15 protein-coding genes and 1 pseudogene are annotated in these 17,054 nt (G+C 69.7%); 8 read left to right on the plus strand and 8 right to left on the minus strand.

Features of this window, described 5'->3' with window-relative positions; all coding sequences use genetic code 11:
• Positions 1–214: 214 nt before the first annotated feature.
• Positions 215–1,231 carry a sigma-70 family RNA polymerase sigma factor gene (locus tag IW245_RS09650; protein ID WP_233472415.1) on the minus strand — a complete coding sequence of 339 codons (1,017 nt, stop codon included), beginning with the start codon at positions 1,229–1,231 and terminating at the stop codon, positions 215–217.
• 154 nt (positions 1,232–1,385) lie between these two features.
• Between IW245_RS09650 and IW245_RS09655 the strand changes: the two genes are divergently transcribed.
• Positions 1,386–1,973: a dihydrofolate reductase family protein gene (locus tag IW245_RS09655; protein ID WP_197002831.1), complete on the plus strand. Its 588-nt coding sequence runs from the start codon at positions 1,386–1,388 to the stop codon at positions 1,971–1,973.
• Between the two features lie 43 nt (positions 1,974–2,016).
• Here the strand turns inward: IW245_RS09655 and IW245_RS09660 are convergent, their stop codons facing one another.
• Positions 2,017–3,084 carry an alpha/beta fold hydrolase gene (locus tag IW245_RS09660; protein ID WP_197002832.1) on the minus strand — a complete coding sequence of 356 codons (1,068 nt, stop codon included), beginning with the start codon at positions 3,082–3,084 and terminating at the stop codon, positions 2,017–2,019.
• A 36-nt stretch (positions 3,085–3,120) separates the two neighbouring features.
• Between IW245_RS09660 and IW245_RS09665 the strand changes: the two genes are divergently transcribed.
• The 3 genes from IW245_RS09665 (at position 3,121) to IW245_RS09675 (ending at position 5,394) form a co-directional block, all read left to right on the plus strand.
• The gene (locus IW245_RS09665) at positions 3,121–3,651 is read left to right on the plus strand and encodes a helix-turn-helix domain-containing protein (protein ID WP_197002833.1); all 531 of its coding nucleotides are present in this window, start codon (positions 3,121–3,123) and stop codon (positions 3,649–3,651) included.
• Positions 3,652–3,806: 155 nt separating this feature from the next.
• A complete protein-coding gene (locus IW245_RS09670) occupies positions 3,807–4,277 on the plus strand; it encodes a YdeI/OmpD-associated family protein (protein WP_233472407.1) in 471 nt (156 codons plus the stop codon).
• Positions 4,278–4,575: 298 nt separating this feature from the next.
• Positions 4,576–5,394 (plus strand): ferredoxin--NADP reductase, encoded by an 819-nt coding sequence (locus IW245_RS09675; RefSeq protein WP_197002834.1) that lies wholly within the window; start codon positions 4,576–4,578, stop codon positions 5,392–5,394.
• 255 nt (positions 5,395–5,649) lie between these two features.
• Here the strand turns inward: IW245_RS09675 and IW245_RS09680 are convergent, their stop codons facing one another.
• Positions 5,650–7,530, minus strand: coding sequence for a hypothetical protein (locus tag IW245_RS09680; protein WP_197002835.1), 1,881 nt, complete (start codon positions 7,528–7,530; stop codon positions 5,650–5,652).
• Between the two features lie 192 nt (positions 7,531–7,722).
• Here IW245_RS09680 and IW245_RS09685 point away from each other — a divergent pair, with 192 nt between their 5' ends.
• Positions 7,723–8,142: a nuclear transport factor 2 family protein gene (locus tag IW245_RS09685; RefSeq protein WP_197002836.1), complete on the plus strand. Its 420-nt coding sequence runs from the start codon at positions 7,723–7,725 to the stop codon at positions 8,140–8,142.
• A 188-nt stretch (positions 8,143–8,330) separates the two neighbouring features.
• Here IW245_RS09685 and IW245_RS09690 read toward each other — a convergent pair whose 3' ends face one another.
• Positions 8,331–9,404 carry an SGNH/GDSL hydrolase family protein gene (locus tag IW245_RS09690; RefSeq protein ID WP_197002837.1) on the minus strand — a complete coding sequence of 358 codons (1,074 nt, stop codon included), beginning with the start codon at positions 9,402–9,404 and terminating at the stop codon, positions 8,331–8,333.
• A 231-nt stretch (positions 9,405–9,635) separates the two neighbouring features.
• Between IW245_RS09690 and IW245_RS09695 the strand changes: the two genes are divergently transcribed.
• Positions 9,636–10,265, plus strand: a complete 630-nt coding sequence (locus IW245_RS09695; protein ID WP_197002838.1) for a hypothetical protein — start codon at positions 9,636–9,638, stop codon at positions 10,263–10,265.
• A gap of 194 nt (positions 10,266–10,459) precedes the next feature.
• On the opposite strand, the gene IW245_RS42615 is transcribed toward IW245_RS09695, so the two are convergent.
• From IW245_RS42615 to IW245_RS09710, 3 genes and pseudogenes are all read right to left on the minus strand, one after another.
• Entirely contained in the window at positions 10,460–10,651 is a 192-nt protein-coding gene (locus tag IW245_RS42615) for an HIT family protein (RefSeq protein WP_197008426.1), read from the minus strand.
• A gap of 20 nt (positions 10,652–10,671) precedes the next feature.
• A pseudogene (locus IW245_RS42620) lies at positions 10,672–10,908 on the minus strand (HIT family protein); the annotation flags it as partial.
• 117 nt (positions 10,909–11,025) lie between these two features.
• Positions 11,026–12,456 carry an alkaline phosphatase family protein gene (locus tag IW245_RS09710; RefSeq protein ID WP_197002839.1) on the minus strand — a complete coding sequence of 477 codons (1,431 nt, stop codon included), beginning with the start codon at positions 12,454–12,456 and terminating at the stop codon, positions 11,026–11,028.
• Between the two features lie 319 nt (positions 12,457–12,775).
• Here IW245_RS09710 and IW245_RS09715 point away from each other — a divergent pair, with 319 nt between their 5' ends.
• Together IW245_RS09715 and IW245_RS09720 are read left to right on the plus strand one after the other, a co-directional pair.
• Complete coding sequence (locus IW245_RS09715; protein ID WP_197002840.1) at positions 12,776–13,411, plus strand: potassium channel family protein; 636 nt, start codon at positions 12,776–12,778, stop codon at positions 13,409–13,411.
• 27 nt (positions 13,412–13,438) lie between these two features.
• On the plus strand, positions 13,439–14,380 hold the full coding sequence (locus IW245_RS09720) for an FUSC family protein (RefSeq protein WP_197002841.1): 942 nt from the start codon (positions 13,439–13,441) through the stop codon (positions 14,378–14,380).
• A gap of 88 nt (positions 14,381–14,468) precedes the next feature.
• On the opposite strand, the gene IW245_RS09725 is transcribed toward IW245_RS09720, so the two are convergent.
• Positions 14,469–16,925, minus strand: a complete 2,457-nt coding sequence (locus IW245_RS09725) for a beta propeller repeat protein (RefSeq protein ID WP_197002842.1) — start codon at positions 16,923–16,925, stop codon at positions 14,469–14,471.
• Between the last annotated feature and the right edge of the window lie 129 nt (positions 16,926–17,054).

The following is a 17,054-nucleotide window of genomic DNA, read 5'->3' on the forward strand; positions in this document are numbered from 1 at the left end:
ATCGCGACGCCGGCGCCGGTCTTCCACGTGGTGCTGCCCCAGTTCTGCAGGGCTCCATTTCCCTGCCCACCGCTGTGCGCTGCCGTGGTCACGTAGTCGTTGCCGTCGGCGCTCCAGTGGACTCCGAAACCGGCGGTGCAGTAGTGCGTGAACCCCTGGGTGTCCACTGTCCGGATCAACGCACCGCCGTGACGGATGGTCATGGGTGGGTCGGCTAGCGGCTCGGGAGCGATCTTGGCAGCCCGAACCAGGGGAACACGTCCTTCTCGAACCGGGTCATGGCGCGGATCCGGTCGCCGGACAGCGTGAGGACGAACAGGCCCGTCGCGTGAGAGACACCGCCCTGGCCGCGCACGTACGCCCCAAACGCGGGTTGGCCGTTGGCTCGTGTCGGCACGAGCTCGAACGCCCGGCCCGAGCCCAGGATCAGGGCGCAGAAGCCGGCCACCGCGTCACGACCCTCGTACTCGAACGGCATCGGCGGCATCGACATGAACACGTCGTCCGTCAGGAGCGCCACCAGCGCGTCGAGATCGGCGGACTGGTACGCGCGGACGAACTCTGCCACGACCGCCTCCTCCGCGGGCGAGCCGGAGGCCGGGGGCGGTTCGCGGTCGCCCGTCAACGGGTGGCGGTCCTGCAGGCTTCTGCGGGCACGTTTGAGGGCGCTCTTGACGGACTCCACGGTCGCGTCGAGCATGTCGGCCACCTCCTTGGCGTGGAATCCGAGGACGTCCCGCAGGATGAGGACGGCGAGCTGGCGGGCCGGAAGGACTTGAAGCGCGGTGACGAAGGCCAGGGAGATGGCTTCGGTCTGCTCGTAGCGGGCCTCCGGGCCGGGCGGTAAGTCGACCGCTCCCACCAGCACGGCGTCGGGATAGGGTTCCAGCCACACCACCTCGCCCAGGCGGGTCGGCTCGGGCGGTTCGACCGTGGGGATGTCCCACTCCTTGGCCAGGCGCCGGCCGGCCGCGCGGCGCGCGTTGAGGCACCGGGTGGTGGCGATGCGGTAGAGCCAGGTGCGGATCGAGGCGCGCTCCTGAAACCCGGCGATTCCCTGCCAGGCCGACAGCAACGTGTCCTGGAGAGCGTCCTCGGCGTCCTGTAAGGATCCGAGCATCCGGTAGCAGTGCGCTTGCAGCTCCCGACGATGCGGCTCGGTCAGCGTCCGGAACGCCTCGCCGTCCCCGGCCTGCGCCCTGGGAATGAGGTCGGTTCTCGCCAGCTCCACTGTCACGTCTCCTTCGCTTCGTGCCGGGCCGAGCTTTCATCCTGTATTGACACCGGACAGGGCGCGAAGGGGGCGGATGCCGGCGCGCCCCCTTTTCCGGTGCCGAGGTGTCTACATCGGTGGCAGGTGACAACGCCGACGAAGGAGTATCGGTATGGGAAAGATCGTGATCAGCACGAATGTGTCGCTCGACGGGGTGGTCCAGGACCCGGACGGCAAGGAGGACTTCCAGCACGGTGGCTGGTTCGGCGAGTTCGGCGGGACGGACCTGTCGGAGTGGTCTGAGATCTCCTTCGCCGAGTCGGTGCGCTCCGAGGCCATGCTGCTGGGTCGGCGGACCGACGAGTGGTTCGCGGCTCGGTGGAACGGCCGGACCGGCGCGTGGGCGGACCGGTTGAGCGCCATGCCCAAGTACATCGTGTCCTCGACCGCCGAGGATGTCCGTTGGGGCGGCAACGGGACGGTCCTGAGGGGCGACGCGGTGACGGAGGTGACGAAGCTGAAGCAGGACCTGGACGGGGAGATCATCGTGTACGCCAGCTATCAGCTCGGCCGCACGTTGTTGGAGAACGACCTGGTGGACGAGATCCGGCTGACCGTGTTCCCGGTCGTTCTCGGGTCAGGCGAGCGCCTGTTCGGCGGGACCCGCGACAAGAAGCCGATGCGGCTGCTGGACGTCACGACCGTCGGTCACGGCCTCACCCACCTCACCTACGAGCTCGTCCGGGTCGCACCACGGTGACAGACCCTTGTCACCGGGCCGGCGTGCCTGTCGGCTGGCGCGCCTACTCGGCGAGTTCGGTCAGGATGTCGGCGGCGTCGCCGTTCCCGGTGGCGGCCAGGCGGCGAAGCTCGGTGACGTCGTCGCGCTCCCAGGCGAGTTCCACGAGCTGAGCCGCGGCGTCCCCGCTGCCCGCGCCGGCGAGGCGGCGCAGCTCCGCCGCGTCGCCGTGCTCGGCCGCGCGCTCGACGAGCAGGTCGATGGCGTCGCCGTCCCCGGTCGCGGCCCGGTGCCAGGTGAGCAGCTCCTCGATCGCGTCGGTGACGGCCTGTTCGCCCCGCAGGTGGAGGGTGACGTGCCCTCCGTCGACCGGGCGGACCTCGGCGCGGGGCAGCGAGGCGGCGAAGTCGGTGAAGAGCCGGAACTTGCCGTCGATCTCGCCCTGGAGCAGCGACGCGGGGGTGCCCTGCGAGACCGCGGCCTTGAACGGGTCGACCCTGGTGGACGACAGGATCAGCACCGGGACGTCGGGCAACGCACCCGCGGCGCGGACCTCGGCGTGGAGCTCGTTGACGTTGCTGGCCTCGAGGAGGCCGTTCCTGAGGCCGCGCGGGCTGACGTGGTAGTCGATGAGCGGTTCGCGCACCTCGGCAGGCCAGGCGGCCAGCTCGCGGGCGAACAGGTCCCGGTAGAACCCGATGATCTCGGCGGGCAGATCGTCGAAGGACGCCGCGACCTCGGCCGCGTCGAACCTGTCGTGGATCTCCCGGAGCGCCGCCGGGAGGTAGGCCCGGTAGTCCTCGTGCGCCGGGTCGAGCAGCAGCAGCGCGGCCACCTCGTCGGGGAACCGGATCGCGTAGTGCCGCGCGTAGAGCCCGCCGAGCGAGTGCCCGACGAACAGATAGGGCGCTTCGATCCCAGAGGCGCGCAGTAACGCCCGCAGCTCGTCGGTCACCTCGGTCGAGCTGCGGGGCAAGGGGGCGGGCGCGCCGTCGCCGGTGCCCGCCCGGTCGTAGATCACGCTGGTCGTCAGGTCCGAGGCCGCCCGGTGCACGTTCCAGTAGTCGCGGCCGATCGCTCCGGCGCCCGGCAGGAACACCACTGCGGGCTGGCCGTTCGTTAGCGTTTCCATATTTGGGAACGGTACCAGATGTGGGAAGGTAAGGCCATGGACACCGTCGATCTCCTCCTGCACCCCGTGCGTCTCCGCGTCGTGCACGCCTTCGCGGGCGGGCGCTCCCTCACCACCGCCGAGCTCGGCGAGCGACTGCCCGACGTGCCCAAGACCACGCTCTACCGTCACGTCGGGCTCCTCGCCGACGCCGGGCTGCTGGAGGTCACCGGCGAGCAGCGGGTTCACGGCGCGGTCGAACGGACCTACCGGCTCGACCGGGCCCGGACCAGGATCAGCCCACAGGACGCGGCCGCGATGACTCCCGACGACCACCGGCACGGCTTCGCCGCCGCCATGGCCGCGCTGCTCGCCGACTTCAACGCCTACCTCGACCGGCCCGACGCCGACCCCACCACCGACTCGGTTGGATACGTGCAGGTCCCGCTCTGGTTGAGCCGGGAAGAGCTGGACACCATGATCGAACAGGTCCGCGGCGCACTCCTCGCCACTGCGGACAACACGCCGGGGCCCGGCCGGCGGCTGTACCTGCTCAGTCCGATCCTGTTCCCGATCGACCGGCCCTAGGTGTACCACCCATGAAGGTTGGGGACTGTCAGCAACGCCAGGTTCCGGGACGCAGTCCCCCTTCTGACAGCACTTCCACCCACGGCCCACGCCATCGCCCAACGACCGCGAGCCCAGAGTGCCGACGGTCTCTCCGGTGATGGGAGGATGCGGGAGTGCGGGCACAGCGGTTCTTTGGCGTCCTGTCGGGCCGAGGGCGTGGCGGCGGTTTCATCACCGTTCCCTTCGATCCGGACGTGGTGTGGGGCGTCAAGCCCCGTCATCCAGTGACCGGCACGCTCAATGGGTGCGGGTTTCGTGGCGTGATCGAAGCCGATGCCGAAGGTGTCTGCGGGTTCCCCATCGGGGCGGCCTGGCTGCGTGATTGTGCTGTCAGCGTCGGCGATGCAGTCGACGTCGAACTGATTCCCGAAGGGCCGCAACGGACCGACCTTGACCCCGACGTCGCCGCTGCGCTGGTCGACAGCCCAGAGGCCGGCGCCTTCTTCGACGGGCTGGCACAGTTCTACCGCAAGGCCTATCTGCGCTGGATCGATGGCACCAAGCGGCGCCCCGACGAGCGGGCACGCAGGATCGCCGACATGGTCTCCCTGCTGGAAAGCCGGCACAAACAGCGTCCCCGATAACGTCGACACCATGGGTCCGGCGACGCAGCCGGCCTGAACACGTGTCGCGCGACAATCCCTACCTGACATGCGGCGACACCGCCTCCGGCCCGTGAGCTGCAGCGACCCGGCCGTGTGGCTGTGGTGGTTCTCCGAGCGGCTCGACGGCGCTCGGCCGGAACGCACCCGCACGTTTGCGCCGGACGACGACAGCGTCAGACGGGACGGTGGGAGTGCCTGGACGCTCGCCACGCGGGTATTGATCTTGGCTGGCCAGCCAGGAACGTATTTGGCATAGATGTGGATTAAGCTGGCCAATATGAGGTTGATCGACCGCGAGGCCGGGGGTCAGCCAGAGCGGGTCACTTCCGGGGACCCCGTGGCCATGTCGGGCCGCGGGCATGGAGGGGTCGGCCCGCCGAGCGGCTTCAGGGTCGCGGTCGTCGCCGCGCGGCAGCTCACGCCGACCGTGCACGCGATCGAGGTGGGCAAGCCGGCGACGTTCGGGTTCCGCGCCATCCAGTTCACCTTTCTCCAGGTCCGGACCGAGGTGGGCCTGGACGCGCGTCCGATGTCGCTCGCCACGAGCCCCACCCGCCCACACCTGGAATACGCCGCACGCACGTCCGACTCGCCCTTCAAACGCGCCTTCGTCGCCCTGCGGCCCGGGGACGAGGTGGGCGTCTTCGGCCCGATCGGCGACTTCGTCCTGGACGAGACGCGCCCCGCCGTCCTCGTCGCGGGCGGCATCGGGATCACCCCCCTCAAGGGCATGGCCGAATACGCGGCGGATCTGGCGCTCCCGATCCCGATCCGCCTCATCTACAGCAACCGTAGCGAGGACGAGGTCGCCTACCGGGATGAGTTGGCGACCTTGGAGAACCACAACCACCGATTTCGGGTACTCCATACGCTCACCGGCGCACCCGGCCCCGGTTGGCCGGGCACGGTCGGCCGGATCGACGACCACCTCCTTCAGCAAGCGGCTTTCGACCTGGAAGAGCCGGTCCACTACGTCAGCGGTACCCCCGGATTTGTGGTTTCCGTCTGGCGGCTGCTCCGCGCGGCCGGGATCGCGGCGGAGGACATCAGAGTCGAGGCGTTTCGTGGCTACGCGTCAGCGGGGGTGGGTCCATGATGGCCGGTGACGGCCCCGGGCATGCCGGTGCGTCCGCTTGAGCTCTCCTCACCGATCGCCCAGTTCACGGCTGCCAGCCCGGGAAACTCTGGGGTCCTGGACGATCCCGTGCGGCCCCGTCGGGGGCGGCACAGAACCCCGCTCAGGACGCCGCCCTCCCAGATTGCGGGCCTCGCCGGACACCCGGTCGGCGGTGGCGGTCCACCCGGCGTGCCAGCTGGCACGGCCTAGCCACGTGCCCGGGTCCGTACTCGGCTACACGCAGCCGGCGACCGACAGCACCTGGTACCGGTGATGATGGTTGCGGTGGAACCTGGTATCGGACTGCGGAACCGGGAACTCCTCGTCGTTGACCGCGGTGGACAGCCGGGGAGTGGCCGGATCGAAGTACAGCGTGGTGAACCCCGTGCGCAGGATCGCGTCCCGTTCGCCGTTGGGGTCGCTGTCCGACGCGGTCAGGGTGTTGCCCTGGTGACCGATCACCATCAGCGAGTGCTCGCCACCGGGGAACCCGCCGCCCTCGCCGCTCATCACCCGGACGTGCACCAGCCAACCGGCGTCCAGCGCCGCCGTGATCCTGCCGAACGCCGAGGCCAGGCCGGCGCCGTACCGGCAGACATCGCCCCTGATCACCGATTCGCCACGGACGGTGAACGGACGGGAGTCGTTCCGGAAGCTCTCGGCCACCATCAGTCCGCCGATCCTGGCCTTCGGGTCGGGCTCCGGATGCCCCGCCGCCCGGGCCTTCTTCCGGTACAGATTGGCCAGGAAGCCGGCCTGGAAGCCGCAGACCACGGCCTCGGCCTGGGCCAGGTAGTGCAGTTTGAAGACGTTCAGGTGGGAGGTGAGCAGCGGTTGGGCACCGGTGCCGAGGTAGAGGCCGGCGAGCATGTCGTACAGGCCCAGACCGCCGAGGAACTCCCTGGACCGGCCTTTGAAGATCTTGCGTTGTCCCTCGGGGACCGTCGCGGCCAGCGCGTCCGGTCCGACGAACGAGGCGAGCGCGATCAGCCTGTCGGCCGCCGGCGCGCCCGCGGCCCGGACCGCCGAGACGAAGCGGGTCGCGAGCTGCTGGACCTCCGACGTCGGCCTGTCCCGGTCCCCGGCGACCGACAGCAGCGTGTCGAGCTGTGTGGACAACGGGCGCAGCGCCGGGGTCGTCCGCAGGGCGGCGACGGCCGGCTCGGCCTGCACCGCGTCGAACAGTTCGCCACTCCAGAAGAACTGGCCGCCGACGAACAGTTTCGGATCCCCGAGGACCGCGTCCAGGTCCGCCACGCCGGAGCCGGACAGGAACGCCTTGATGTCGTTGCGTTCGAAATCGAGCAGCGCGGCGCTGTGCACAGCGGGCTGGGCGGCCACGAATTTGCCGAAGTCACCGCCGCCGAACCCGACCGCCTCGATCGCCAGCCGGAGGCGTTCGGTGTTCACGCCGACGGCACTGGTCAGGTGCGCGCCGAGGTCGGCCAGCGCGGTGCGGGCCGGCGCACCCGACGCCGTGCCGACGGGCCGCTCGACCGCCGCGCCTCGGGCGCTCAGCAGGGTGGTCAGGATCTCGGCCATGTTCAGGCCGTTGAGGAACGCGAACGCCTCCGGGTAGGCCCCGGCGCGCACCATGCCGATCAGGCCGCCGCCCATCACCGCGATCCGTCGGGCCGGCAGGCTCGCGCCCTTCTCGGTGCGCTCGGCACGCGCCATCAGCAGGGCCTGGTCGGTCGGGTCGAGGTGGCTCCAGGCGACGTAGAAGGTGGGGTCGATCGGGCCCAGGCAGGCACGCAGCGCGCAGGTGATCCGGTCCCGGCTGGTGGCGGGTAGCGCGCCGGGCGCCGCCAGCAGTCCCCGGGCACCGGTGGCGGCGGCCGGGTCGTCGAACGTGTCCACCAGATCGGCGGTGGGCATCGCCGACAGCGTGGCCATGGCGGCCGGATCGGTGTACGGGGCGGTGAGGTCGGCGGCCCTCGATCTGCGCTGCAGGAACACCGTGGCCGCCGCGTTGCCGACCTGTCGTTGCAGGTGGGTCAGGTGTTCGGCGGTTGTTGGACTGTGGATGCGAGCCGGCCGCGGGGCGGGGCGGGTCGCAGGGGGCGAGCTCCGCTGCCGGCCGGGCGACCCGGCGGCAGGACTGCGCTCGGTCATGGTGGAGATTGTGTGGTCCGGCACGGGACGGTCGCAAGGGTCATGGTGGACGGCGGGAGCGCAGTGGAAAGTGCGCGTTCGGGCAGGTGGTGGGGCCGGCGGCGGGGAGCGGGCGTGCTACGGAGGGTGCGCTGTGGTGCTGTCGGAGTTGTGGCTGCCGGCCCGGCGCGTACCGCCGGTTATGGTTGAATCATGAGTCTTTCGCCGCGGCAAGTCTTCGAACGCTACGCCTACCTCGGTGCCCACCACGACGCTGACGCCCAAGCTGATCTGTTCGCCCCCGATGGTGTGCTGGAGTTGCCGTTCGCCCCGGCCGGCGTGACGCGGAGGTTCGCCGGCCGCGAGGCGATCCGGGAGATGCTGCACCGCTACCATGCCCGCGCCGCCCAGTCACCGGACACGGTGGACTTCGCCGGCACCCGGCTGGCCTGGCACGAGACCACCGACCCCGGCACGGTGATCGCCGAGATCGACACCCGGCTGATCACACCGGATGGCCCGACGGAGCTGACCCTGGTCCAGATCTTCCGGGTCACCGACGGCGAGATCGTCTCGTTGCGTGACTTCTGGGACGGCACCCGCGACTTCGCCAACTGGTTCCGCGAATCCTGAGGGCCCGCTCCTCAGATCGGCTTCCTTGATCTCGCCGTCGAGGTGCCGGATCCGGCGGGCCAGCCGCCGCAGCGCTGTCCCGGTCGCCGCGACCGGGTGGACTACCTCGCAGCCCGGCCTGAGTCGGCCGGGCTGCGAGGGCCATCCGGACTCGGGTCCTCCCGTCTGGCTGGTCGGTCAGGACAGCGCTACGGCGTCAGTCCCGCCGCCTGGAAAGCGTTCTGGACCTGGTTGCGCTGGTTGAGTACCCCGTAGTAGTTAGGGTGCAGGAACGTGCAGGCCTCACCCTTCGGCAGGCCAGCCGGGACCAGGTCTCGGGCCGGGCACTGGTACTCCTTCGGGTTAGAGGGCTTGTCCACCCCCGGAGGCATGGTCAGGTTGGCGAAGACGCCGTACATCCAGCGGTCGGTGCTCGCCGCGCACACCCCGTGACTCTTGCTGGACGTGTAGGTGTCGATGTAGGTCGCCTGGGCTTCCTCGGCGGCGTCCGCGATCTTCTGGTTGACCTGCTGTTGCAAGGTGTTGAGGTAGGGCATGTCGTTGGTCAGCCGGATCGTCCCGAGTTGGTGGAAGTTGCCGTAGCTGCACCCCACCGAGGATGCCGCGATGTTGGGGTAACCGAGCAGGAACACCTTGGCTTCCGGCGCCCTGGCCTGAATGTCGGCGACCATGGTCCGCAGGTCGTGCTCGAGGATCTGCCAGCGCTCGTTCAGCCAGTGCTGCCCCTCCTCCGACTCGTAGTAGGTCTTGCAGTACTTGATCGGCAGAGTCTGGTCCGCGCCGATCTCGAGGCACCTGGTCATGACCTCCCCGAAACCGAAGTCGTTGCCACCGATGCCGACGGTGACGATGTCGGTGTCGGCGCCGACCGCGCCGATCTGCGCCGGCTTGGTCTTCCAGCCGCCATGGTCCCTGCCGTTGAACGGCGGTCCCGCGAGATGGGCTTCCGGCTGCGGCCCCAGGACACCCTCCGCGATCGTGGCGTTGCCACAGGTCTTGTCGTCCAGGTGTACCCAGTCCGGGTGTTCGGAGTTGAGGCTCTCGGCCAGCAGCACCTCCCAGTTGCGCCCCGAACGGCCGCACCCGTCGCTGTCGGCGGGCGCGTCCCACGGCGGGACGAGCACATCAGCACTGTACGAGTCGCCCATCGCCACCCAGTTCAGCGGCTCGCCGCGGCCCGGTTCAGCCCCGGCTGCCGCCGGCACCACCAACACGCAGATGGACAGCACGGCAACACTCGCGCCTCTCAGGACACGATTCATTGACACCCCCGTGAATGTGTGTGAGTTACAAATTGTAGTTTTACACCACAATTCTCATCAGAGTGGCAGGACGGGCCGATCCTCACGCCACCCCAAGATCACCCCACCCCGCCGACCTCGGAGACCGCGAGGGCCTCACCTCCGGCACCTCGGCATCCCGGGTAGAGGTGGCGGGGCCGGTTGGTGGGTGGCTGGCGCTGGGACCAGACTGCGTCCATGGGAAACGCACACATGTATCCGCTGCTGCACACCACCGATCTGGACGCGGCTTTCGACCTGGCCCAGCGACTGGTCGCGCTCGCCGATCGCGTGCAGGAGGTCAGCGTTTCGGCGGTGACCACTCCTCAGGGACTCCCGCGCTACCTGCCGCTGCCAGAATCCGCCGGACGGCCCATGAGCACCCACCTGCGCGTCCCTGCAGAGCGGGCGGAAGTGGTGTCACGCCTGTTCAAGGACCTCCCCGAGGACCGCTTCAGCTGGTATCCCAGCGGCACCGGCCGGGTCTGGGACCTCAAGTCCACTGAGGCGGAGCTCATCGAGGCGGTGCCAGATCTCCTGGTGGACATCGACATGGATGCCGTTGAGCCGGGCAGGGTCGAGGAGCTGTTCATCGCGACGGTGGGGCGCGACATCGGCGAACTGGGCTGGTCGGTGGTCTGGCCATCGGCTCCGGAGGAAGACCTGTGGTCGGTCCCGAAGTACGACGGTGTCGAGCTCGTGGTCCACGAGACAGGCTGGTGCAGCGAGGAGTGGTCTCCCACGCACTCCGTCTGGGTGTGTGGACGCAGCGAGGCTCGCGCGGCGTGGGCGGCCCGGGCCACCGGGCGCACCGTCGTCGGCGAGATGCAGCTCGGCCGGTAGCCCTCAGGCTCCTGTCAGTGATTCGGCGGCAGGGCGGCTCCCGGGCCGGACTCCTCGTACTCAACAACCTGGACGATTCCCTAGCCCGGCTCGACGAGCTATCGAACCCGTCCTGACCTGCGAACAAGAACGTACGACCCCACCGAGATGACAGAGCTCGCGTTCCGCGCGGATCGTGGCAGGGATGTGACCGGTCAGCCCGTCGAGGCGATGGCGTCCCTGATCGCTTGCGCGTCGCTGTCGAGGAGTGACCTGTCGCGTTCCGGCGAGGCGGCCTTGAGGGTCCAGCCGTCTTCCGCGTAGCGAGGGATGACGTGAAGGTGGAAATGAAAGACCGTCTGGAAGGCGGCCTCACCGTCACAGACGAGGATGTTATTCCCTCGCAGCCCATGCTTGAGTGTCGCAAGGCTCGTGCCATGTCATGACCGACCGACCAGACGTGAGCGCTCGTGGCCTCGTCGAGGTCCTCGAGGCCCACCGCGTGTTCGCGTGGCACGACGAGAAGGTGGCCGGGCGTGACGGGGTTGAGGTCCATGAAGACCGTGACGGTCTCGTCCTCGTGCACCACACTGGCCTCGGCCTGTCGGGCCACGATGGCGCAGAAGACGCACCCCCGCGCCACCGCTGTCGCGTTCTGTGTCATGCGCGCAATAGTCCCAGCGCGCACAGGTCGGCGCTACCCAGTTGATGCCGGCGCTGGACCTGGGGGGCCGGGCTGCGCGTGTCAGTCCGGCCCTGTCAGGTTCGGGGAGCGTCGTGCCTAGCTGACCGTGAGGGCCGCGTCGTCGACGACGAAGGACGTCTTCAGAGTGGAGTCCTCGACACCGGTGAGCTTCAGCGTGACGGTCTGGCCCGCGAACGCCTTCAGATCGAAGGTGCGCTGCGTGTAGCCGGTCGCCGCGTTGGTGTTGCTGTAGGTTGCCAGGGTCGTCGTGCCCGCCATGACCGTGAGGGTGTCATAGGCGACGCTCTCGGTCTCGTCGGTGTCGATGTGCAGCCAGAACGACAGCGTGTAGGACGCGCACCCGGCCGGCAGGGTCACCGACTGCGACAGGGTGTCGGTGTGTGCGGAGCCGTAGCCGTCCAGCCACGCCTTCCACGAGCCCGAGTGCGCTGGCTGGGTGGTGCCGTTGTCGAGCACGCCGGCGCTGGCGGTCCACGGCGCGGCGGTCCCGGTCTCGAAGCTGGGGTTGCCGAGCTTCTGGCCCGGGTTCGCGCACCCCGACGTGGAGGTCGGGGACGGGGTCGGGGTCTTCGTCGGGCCGGGCGTCGGGCTCGGTGAGCGGGTGGGGCTCGCGCTCGGGGTCGGCGACGGGGTCGTCGTCGACCAGATGTCGGTGATCGGGGTCGCGCTGGCGGCGTTGCCGAGCGCGGACAGCCCGTAGGCGTCCTCCAGGGTGCGGAGGACGTTGTAGTGGTTGATCTGCTCCGAGTAGGCGCCAGGAACGACCTTCTGGCCGACCATGATCGTGGCGATCTGGTTGACGGAGCTGAAGTTGTCCTCGTCGAACGTGGTGATCAGCAGGCTGTTGTGCGTCTTGGCCCACTGGGCGTAGCCGTCGAGATTGTCGCGCAGCCAGGTGTCCCCGGTCTGGATAGGGCAGTCGTGGATGTCGTTGCACATGTCCGGTACCACGTAGGACACCGTCGGCAGCGTGGTGTAGTCGGTCGGGAACGCGCTGAACCGCACGTTGCTGGCCGCCGGCACGTTGCTGAAGTCGACCCACGGGTTGTGCTTGCGGGCGTAGTTGCCGCTGGAGCAGCCGGTGTAGCCGTCCGACGGCATCGACTCGGAGTACCCCTTGAAGGTGAAGCCGGCGCCGATCAGCTGGCTGCCCAGGTTGGCGACGTTGCCGAGGTTGCGCGGGCAGGTGTCGTCGGTGACGCCCTGCTGGGAACCGGAGAACATCGCGACGTAGTTGCCCTGGCTGGGATGGGTGACCCCGAAGGACTGGGTGAAGCTCGCGCCCTGGCCGGCGAGGGAGTTGAAGTACGGGGCGCTGGGGTTGCCGATGATGTCGGCGTAGTCGGTGTTCTCGAACACCACGATGACGACGTGGTCGGGACGCGGGACCGCCGCGACAGCGGCGGCGGTGCCCGTAGGGGGCTGGGCCGCCATCGCCACGCCCGCGCCGACGGTGGCGAGGGCGGCGACGGCGGAGGCCACGAAGGCCACCTGTCTCCTGAACATGTGTACTCCTGAGGGGTGAGTGGTGCCGCCGCCCGACCACCCCGGGCGCGTGGAGGTGGCCCGGGGTGACACCGGACGAACGGCGGCCGGTGAGCCCGAGACTGGCCCTTCCGACCCCGTTCCGGGAAGCCCTGACGGCCCCCTGGATATTCAGAACCATGCGGTAACACCTCGCGACCACACCACCAGACACCCGGGCGGCCGAAAACGCGGATTCGCCCCACGGTCCCGACCTGCTCGACGACACTGGTCAGATGACGGTGCGGCGGGTGGCGCGCCGGCCTGACGATGTGTGCTCACGCATCCCGGAGGTCGGACCGTGAGATCTCTGGGATCGCGGTATGTGCTGCTGGGGATCATCGCCACCTACGTCCTGATCATCCTCGGCCCGGGCGAGAAGGCGTCAGCTCCCGCGCGGTTGGCGATCCTCGGCGTGCTGCTGGCGATCTCGCTGCGGGCACGCAAGGGGAACCGGGACTGGGCCGGGGTCGCGCTGGGACTGGGCATCGTGTTGTGCGGAGCGACCGTGCTCGTGGGCCTGTCGGGCAGTGGCCGGGCCGCGGCCGTGCTGTCGGGGGCTGCGACGATGGTGCTCGTCGCCGTCATGATCGTCACCATCGGACAGGCGGTCCTGGCGTCCAAGGCCATCGACGGCGTCGCCTTGCGCGGCGTGTTGTCCGTGTACCTACTGCTGGCGCTGCTATTCAGCGCCGCACACCAGGTCGGCGGCCAGTTCGTCGAGGGCTACCTCAACGGTGTCCACGGGCGCCCGGACTCCTCGACGGCGCTGTATTTCAGTGTCATCACCCTGACCACCATCGGGTACGGCGACATCTCGCCGGGGTGCGACATCGCCCGCGCGGTCGCCGTCACGGAGGCATTGGTGGGACAGCTGTACCTGGTGTCGGTCGTGGCCAGGGTGGTGTCGGGGTACCGGCCCACGGGCCACCATTGACAGGCTCGACCGAGGAGGATGGTGGGCATGCAGCGACGCGCGGGTGGCGTGATCGTCCTACTGGTTCTCCTGATCGTGCCCACCGCCGCGCTCGACCGACTCACGTCCTCCAGCGTCGCCGTCGCGTTCCTGCTGGGCGTTGTGCTCTTCGGACCCGTCCGGCTGCGGCACGGGCCCCGTGCGGCGCTGGTCACCGGCGGGGGCGCGGCGCTCGTCGTCACGGTCGCCAACCTCCTCGGCGGGCACCCCTGGGCGTTGGCGGCGCTGGTCGCGCTGGCCACGTTCGCCGCCGGGCTGTCGGCGCGCTGGGGACTGCACAGCGCTGTCGTGCTCGTACCCGTCGCGGGGGTGGTCCTGCACGCACCCACCTCGCCCCGGCACGCGGTGGGGCTGGGTGTGGCCCTGTTCGCCGGGGCCGTGTACGGCATCGTCCTGCTCGGCGGACTCCACCTCCCCGCGCCGGCACCCGACCAGGCGGTGACGCTACCGGGAGCCGCCGTGTTCGGTGTCGTCCTGGCGATGCTCACTGGCCCGGCCACGCTCGTGACGACGGCCGCTGGCGTGCCGCACGGCTACTGGGTCGCGTTGACGATCCTGATGGTCGTCCAACCCTCCCTCGAGGCCTCCAGGAGACGCGCTGTCGAACGCATCGTCGGCAACGTCCTCGGCGCCGTGGCCGCCGCGGTGACGACCACGGTGATCACGAACAACGAGGTGCTCCTCGGCCTCGGCCTGCTCCTCGGTGTGGCCTCCGCCGGGGTCGCCGGCAGCTACACCCTCCAGAGCACCCTGCTGACCATGTCCGTCGTACTCCTCGTCGGCGGCCACGACAGCGGCGAGTCCACCGCCCTCCTCCGCCTCGCACTCACCGTCACCGGCGGCGTCGCCGTTCTCGCCGCATGCTTCGTCCTCCCCAGGGTCCTGCGACTGGTCAGCCCCGGCCGGGCGCCCGACAACGAGACCGTGTGACACGCGTCCGCCACGGTTTCTCGCCTGGCGTTCGACGGCCGGCGCGTGGGGAGCACGCGCCGGCCGTCGGACCTTTCCGGGGTGGTGCCTAGTCGTCGCTGAGGTCGTCGTGGTTGCGGCCGTGGTGGCGGCCCAGCGTCCAGATGCCGCGGCCGTGGGTCGCCAGGAGCAGGTAGTCGCCGTCGGGTGCGACGGTCAGCTGCATGGACGCGGCGTTGGGCAGGAGGATGCCCAGCTGGTACCAGGATCCGGGTGCGCCGTCGAGGCTGGCGTACACGCCGGCGTCAGTGGCGGCGATCAGCTTGCCCTGCCAGTGCACCACGGAGATGGTGGGCAGGTCGGGCAGGTTGCCGGTGACGTCGATCCACGTCGCGCCCGAGTCGGTGGACGTGAACACGTGGCCCTTGCCGCCGCCGGCGGTGAAGGCGTCGGTGTAGCCGCCGTAGGTGACGGTGACGTTGGCCGGGTGGGCCGGGTCGATCAGGAAGGACGTGACGTAGCGGTTGGGCAGGTTCGGGGTGGCCAGCCGGTGCCAGATGCCGCCGGCGTTGGTGTCAATGCCGGACTTGTAGGGCGTGCCCTTGAGCTGCCAGCCGGCGTAGGTGACCCCGCCGGCCGTGGCGACCGCGGTGGTCTGCGCGCCGGTGTCGTGCACCATCGTCCAGTCACAGGCCGCAGCACCGCAGGTGCCGGTGAAGCCCTTGGTGTTGTCCCAGATGTAGCGGCCGCCGGCGACCCAGTGTTCGATGTTGCCGGGGTCGGCGGCGAACGGCGCGATGAACAGGGTGTTCGGGTCGCACAGCGCGGGCAGGTCACCCATCGGGTTGCCGCACGACGGGCTCATCGTCGTGAACGCCTCGCCACCGGTCGACTTGCCACCGGTGGTCGTGTAGTACGTCGTCAGGTTGACGTACTCGTTGACGGCCCGGTTGCCGTCGTGCGGGTCGACGATCACCTGGCCACCGTCGCCGCCGGATGGGGAGACCTGCTGGGCCGCGCCGGGCAGGAGGAGGGAGTTGCCGTTGTCCTGCAGGCCGCCCCAGACCGCGTCGCCGCCGGCGACCTTGCCGACGCCGACGGAGTAGTACTGCAGGGCGTGCAGGGTCTTGTTGTGGTTGTCCCACTTGACGACCCGGCGCAGCGAGGCGGGCCGGGAGTACACGCCGCCGTCGTTGCCGAAGTACGCGGTGCCGTCGGGGGCGACGGTGACGGCGTGCTGGTCGGCATGCGTGGTGGGCGGGCAGGTGTTGAGTGTGGGGTCGGCGTTCCAGCAGGGCAGGCCGAAGTTCCAGTACGGGCCGATCACCTGCCAGGTCGCGCCGCGGTCGGAGGACTCGTAGATGTCCTCCAGGCCCATGTACAGGTGGGCCGGGTCGGCCGGGTCGACGCCGATGTACTGGTCGTACCAGCCCTGGCAGCCCCCGCAGCCCTGCGCGCCGGCCGCGGTCAGCGACGCGGTGTCGGCGACCTTCGTCCACGGACCGGCCGGGTCGCCGGAGACGGAGCGGAACACGCCGGTCAGGGTGCCGGTGCTGGCCGGGTTCTGCACGACGGCGTAGAGCGAGACACCGGTGGCGTCCCAGGAGAATGTCGTGCGCCCGATGCCCGCGTTGGTGAGGTCACCGGTGGTGGTCTGCTGGACGAACGTCGCCCCGCTATCGGTGGACTGCCAGAAGCCGTTCTGCGGGCCGGTCCGCAGGCCGCGCGCCGCGATGGTCGCCACCACGGTCTTCCCAGAGGTGCCCGGGCGGACCCGGACGTCGGTGGTGAAGGAGGGCCGGTCGCCGGTGCCCGGGGCGAGCACGGTCGTCCACGGGGTGGCGTAGCCGGACAGGTCGTGGCGCAGCAGGCCGAAGCTGGTGCCGGCGTAGACGTGCCCGGCGCCGTCGAACACGATCCGCGAGGTGCGCAGCCCGAAGTAGGAGGCTCCGACCCGGTCCCAGGTGCGGCCGTAGTCGGCGGAGCGGTAGATGCCGTCGCCACCGTAGGTGTCGCCGCTGTTGTTGGCCTCGCCCGTGCCGACCCACACCGAGTGGTCGACCGGGTTGACGGCGACCGCGCCGATGGCGAGAACCGACTGCTTGTCGAAGATCGGAGTCCAGTTGTCCCCGTGGTCCCGCGAGCGCCACACGCCGCCGTCGGCGGCACCGGCGTACACGTAGGCACCGTCGGTCGCCAGGGCCGAGATCCGCCCGCCCACGAAGCCGGAACCGGCTCCGGAGTTCGACCAGTTCGGGTCGCGGTAGTCGGGGCTGTCGCTCTGGTAGGGCATGTCGGTCAGTTCGTTCCACACCCCGCGCAGGGACGGGAGCTTCTGCCCGGCGGCCTGGCCTGCGAACAGGGCCGCCTCGTTGACCGTGTCGCCGGGGGCGGCGCGCATCGTCTGGAACTGGTCGGCCGCCATCACCTTGTCGCCGGTGGCGTCCTCGGGGTGGTGAATGCCGCCCTCGTCGTCCTCGGCGTGGGCACCGGTGGCGCCCAGCATCGCGGCGGCGAGAGTGACGCCGAGTACCACGGCGAGACGGCGGCGTGAAAGTATCCGCATGTGTTGGTCTCCCTCCATCGGCGCACACTGCACCAGACGCGGGAACCACAGGACAAGGTCCCTTTCGGATGACGTTCCGCTTACGTTGTGGCGGCAGTCCCTGACCTGTACGGATAACAGGCTCCGTTA

Origin of the sequence: Longispora fulva (genome assembly GCF_015751905.1) — a bacterium.
GTDB classification, from domain to species: Bacteria; Actinomycetota; Actinomycetes; order Mycobacteriales; family Micromonosporaceae; genus Longispora; species Longispora fulva.

Coding starts and splice junctions, on each gene's coding strand:
- IW245_RS09660 (WP_197002832.1), bottom strand. CDS start 3,084: ATGGAAACGCTAACGAACGGCCAGCCCGCAGTGGTGTTCCTGCCGGGC.
- IW245_RS09655 (WP_197002831.1), top strand. CDS start 1,386: ATGGGAAAGATCGTGATCAGCACGAATGTGTCGCTCGACGGGGTGGTC.
- IW245_RS09720 (WP_197002841.1), top strand. CDS start 13,439: ATGCAGCGACGCGCGGGTGGCGTGATCGTCCTACTGGTTCTCCTGATC.
- IW245_RS09695 (WP_197002838.1), top strand. CDS start 9,636: ATGTATCCGCTGCTGCACACCACCGATCTGGACGCGGCTTTCGACCTG.
- IW245_RS09710 (WP_197002839.1), bottom strand. CDS start 12,456: ATGTTCAGGAGACAGGTGGCCTTCGTGGCCTCCGCCGTCGCCGCCCTC.
- IW245_RS09690 (WP_197002837.1), bottom strand. CDS start 9,404: ATGAATCGTGTCCTGAGAGGCGCGAGTGTTGCCGTGCTGTCCATCTGC.
- IW245_RS09725 (WP_197002842.1), bottom strand. CDS start 16,925: ATGCGGATACTTTCACGCCGCCGTCTCGCCGTGGTACTCGGCGTCACT.
- IW245_RS09680 (WP_197002835.1), bottom strand. CDS start 7,530: ATGACCGAGCGCAGTCCTGCCGCCGGGTCGCCCGGCCGGCAGCGGAGC.
- IW245_RS09665 (WP_197002833.1), top strand. CDS start 3,121: ATGGACACCGTCGATCTCCTCCTGCACCCCGTGCGTCTCCGCGTCGTG.
- IW245_RS09685 (WP_197002836.1), top strand. CDS start 7,723: ATGAGTCTTTCGCCGCGGCAAGTCTTCGAACGCTACGCCTACCTCGGT.
- IW245_RS09675 (WP_197002834.1), top strand. CDS start 4,576: ATGAGGTTGATCGACCGCGAGGCCGGGGGTCAGCCAGAGCGGGTCACT.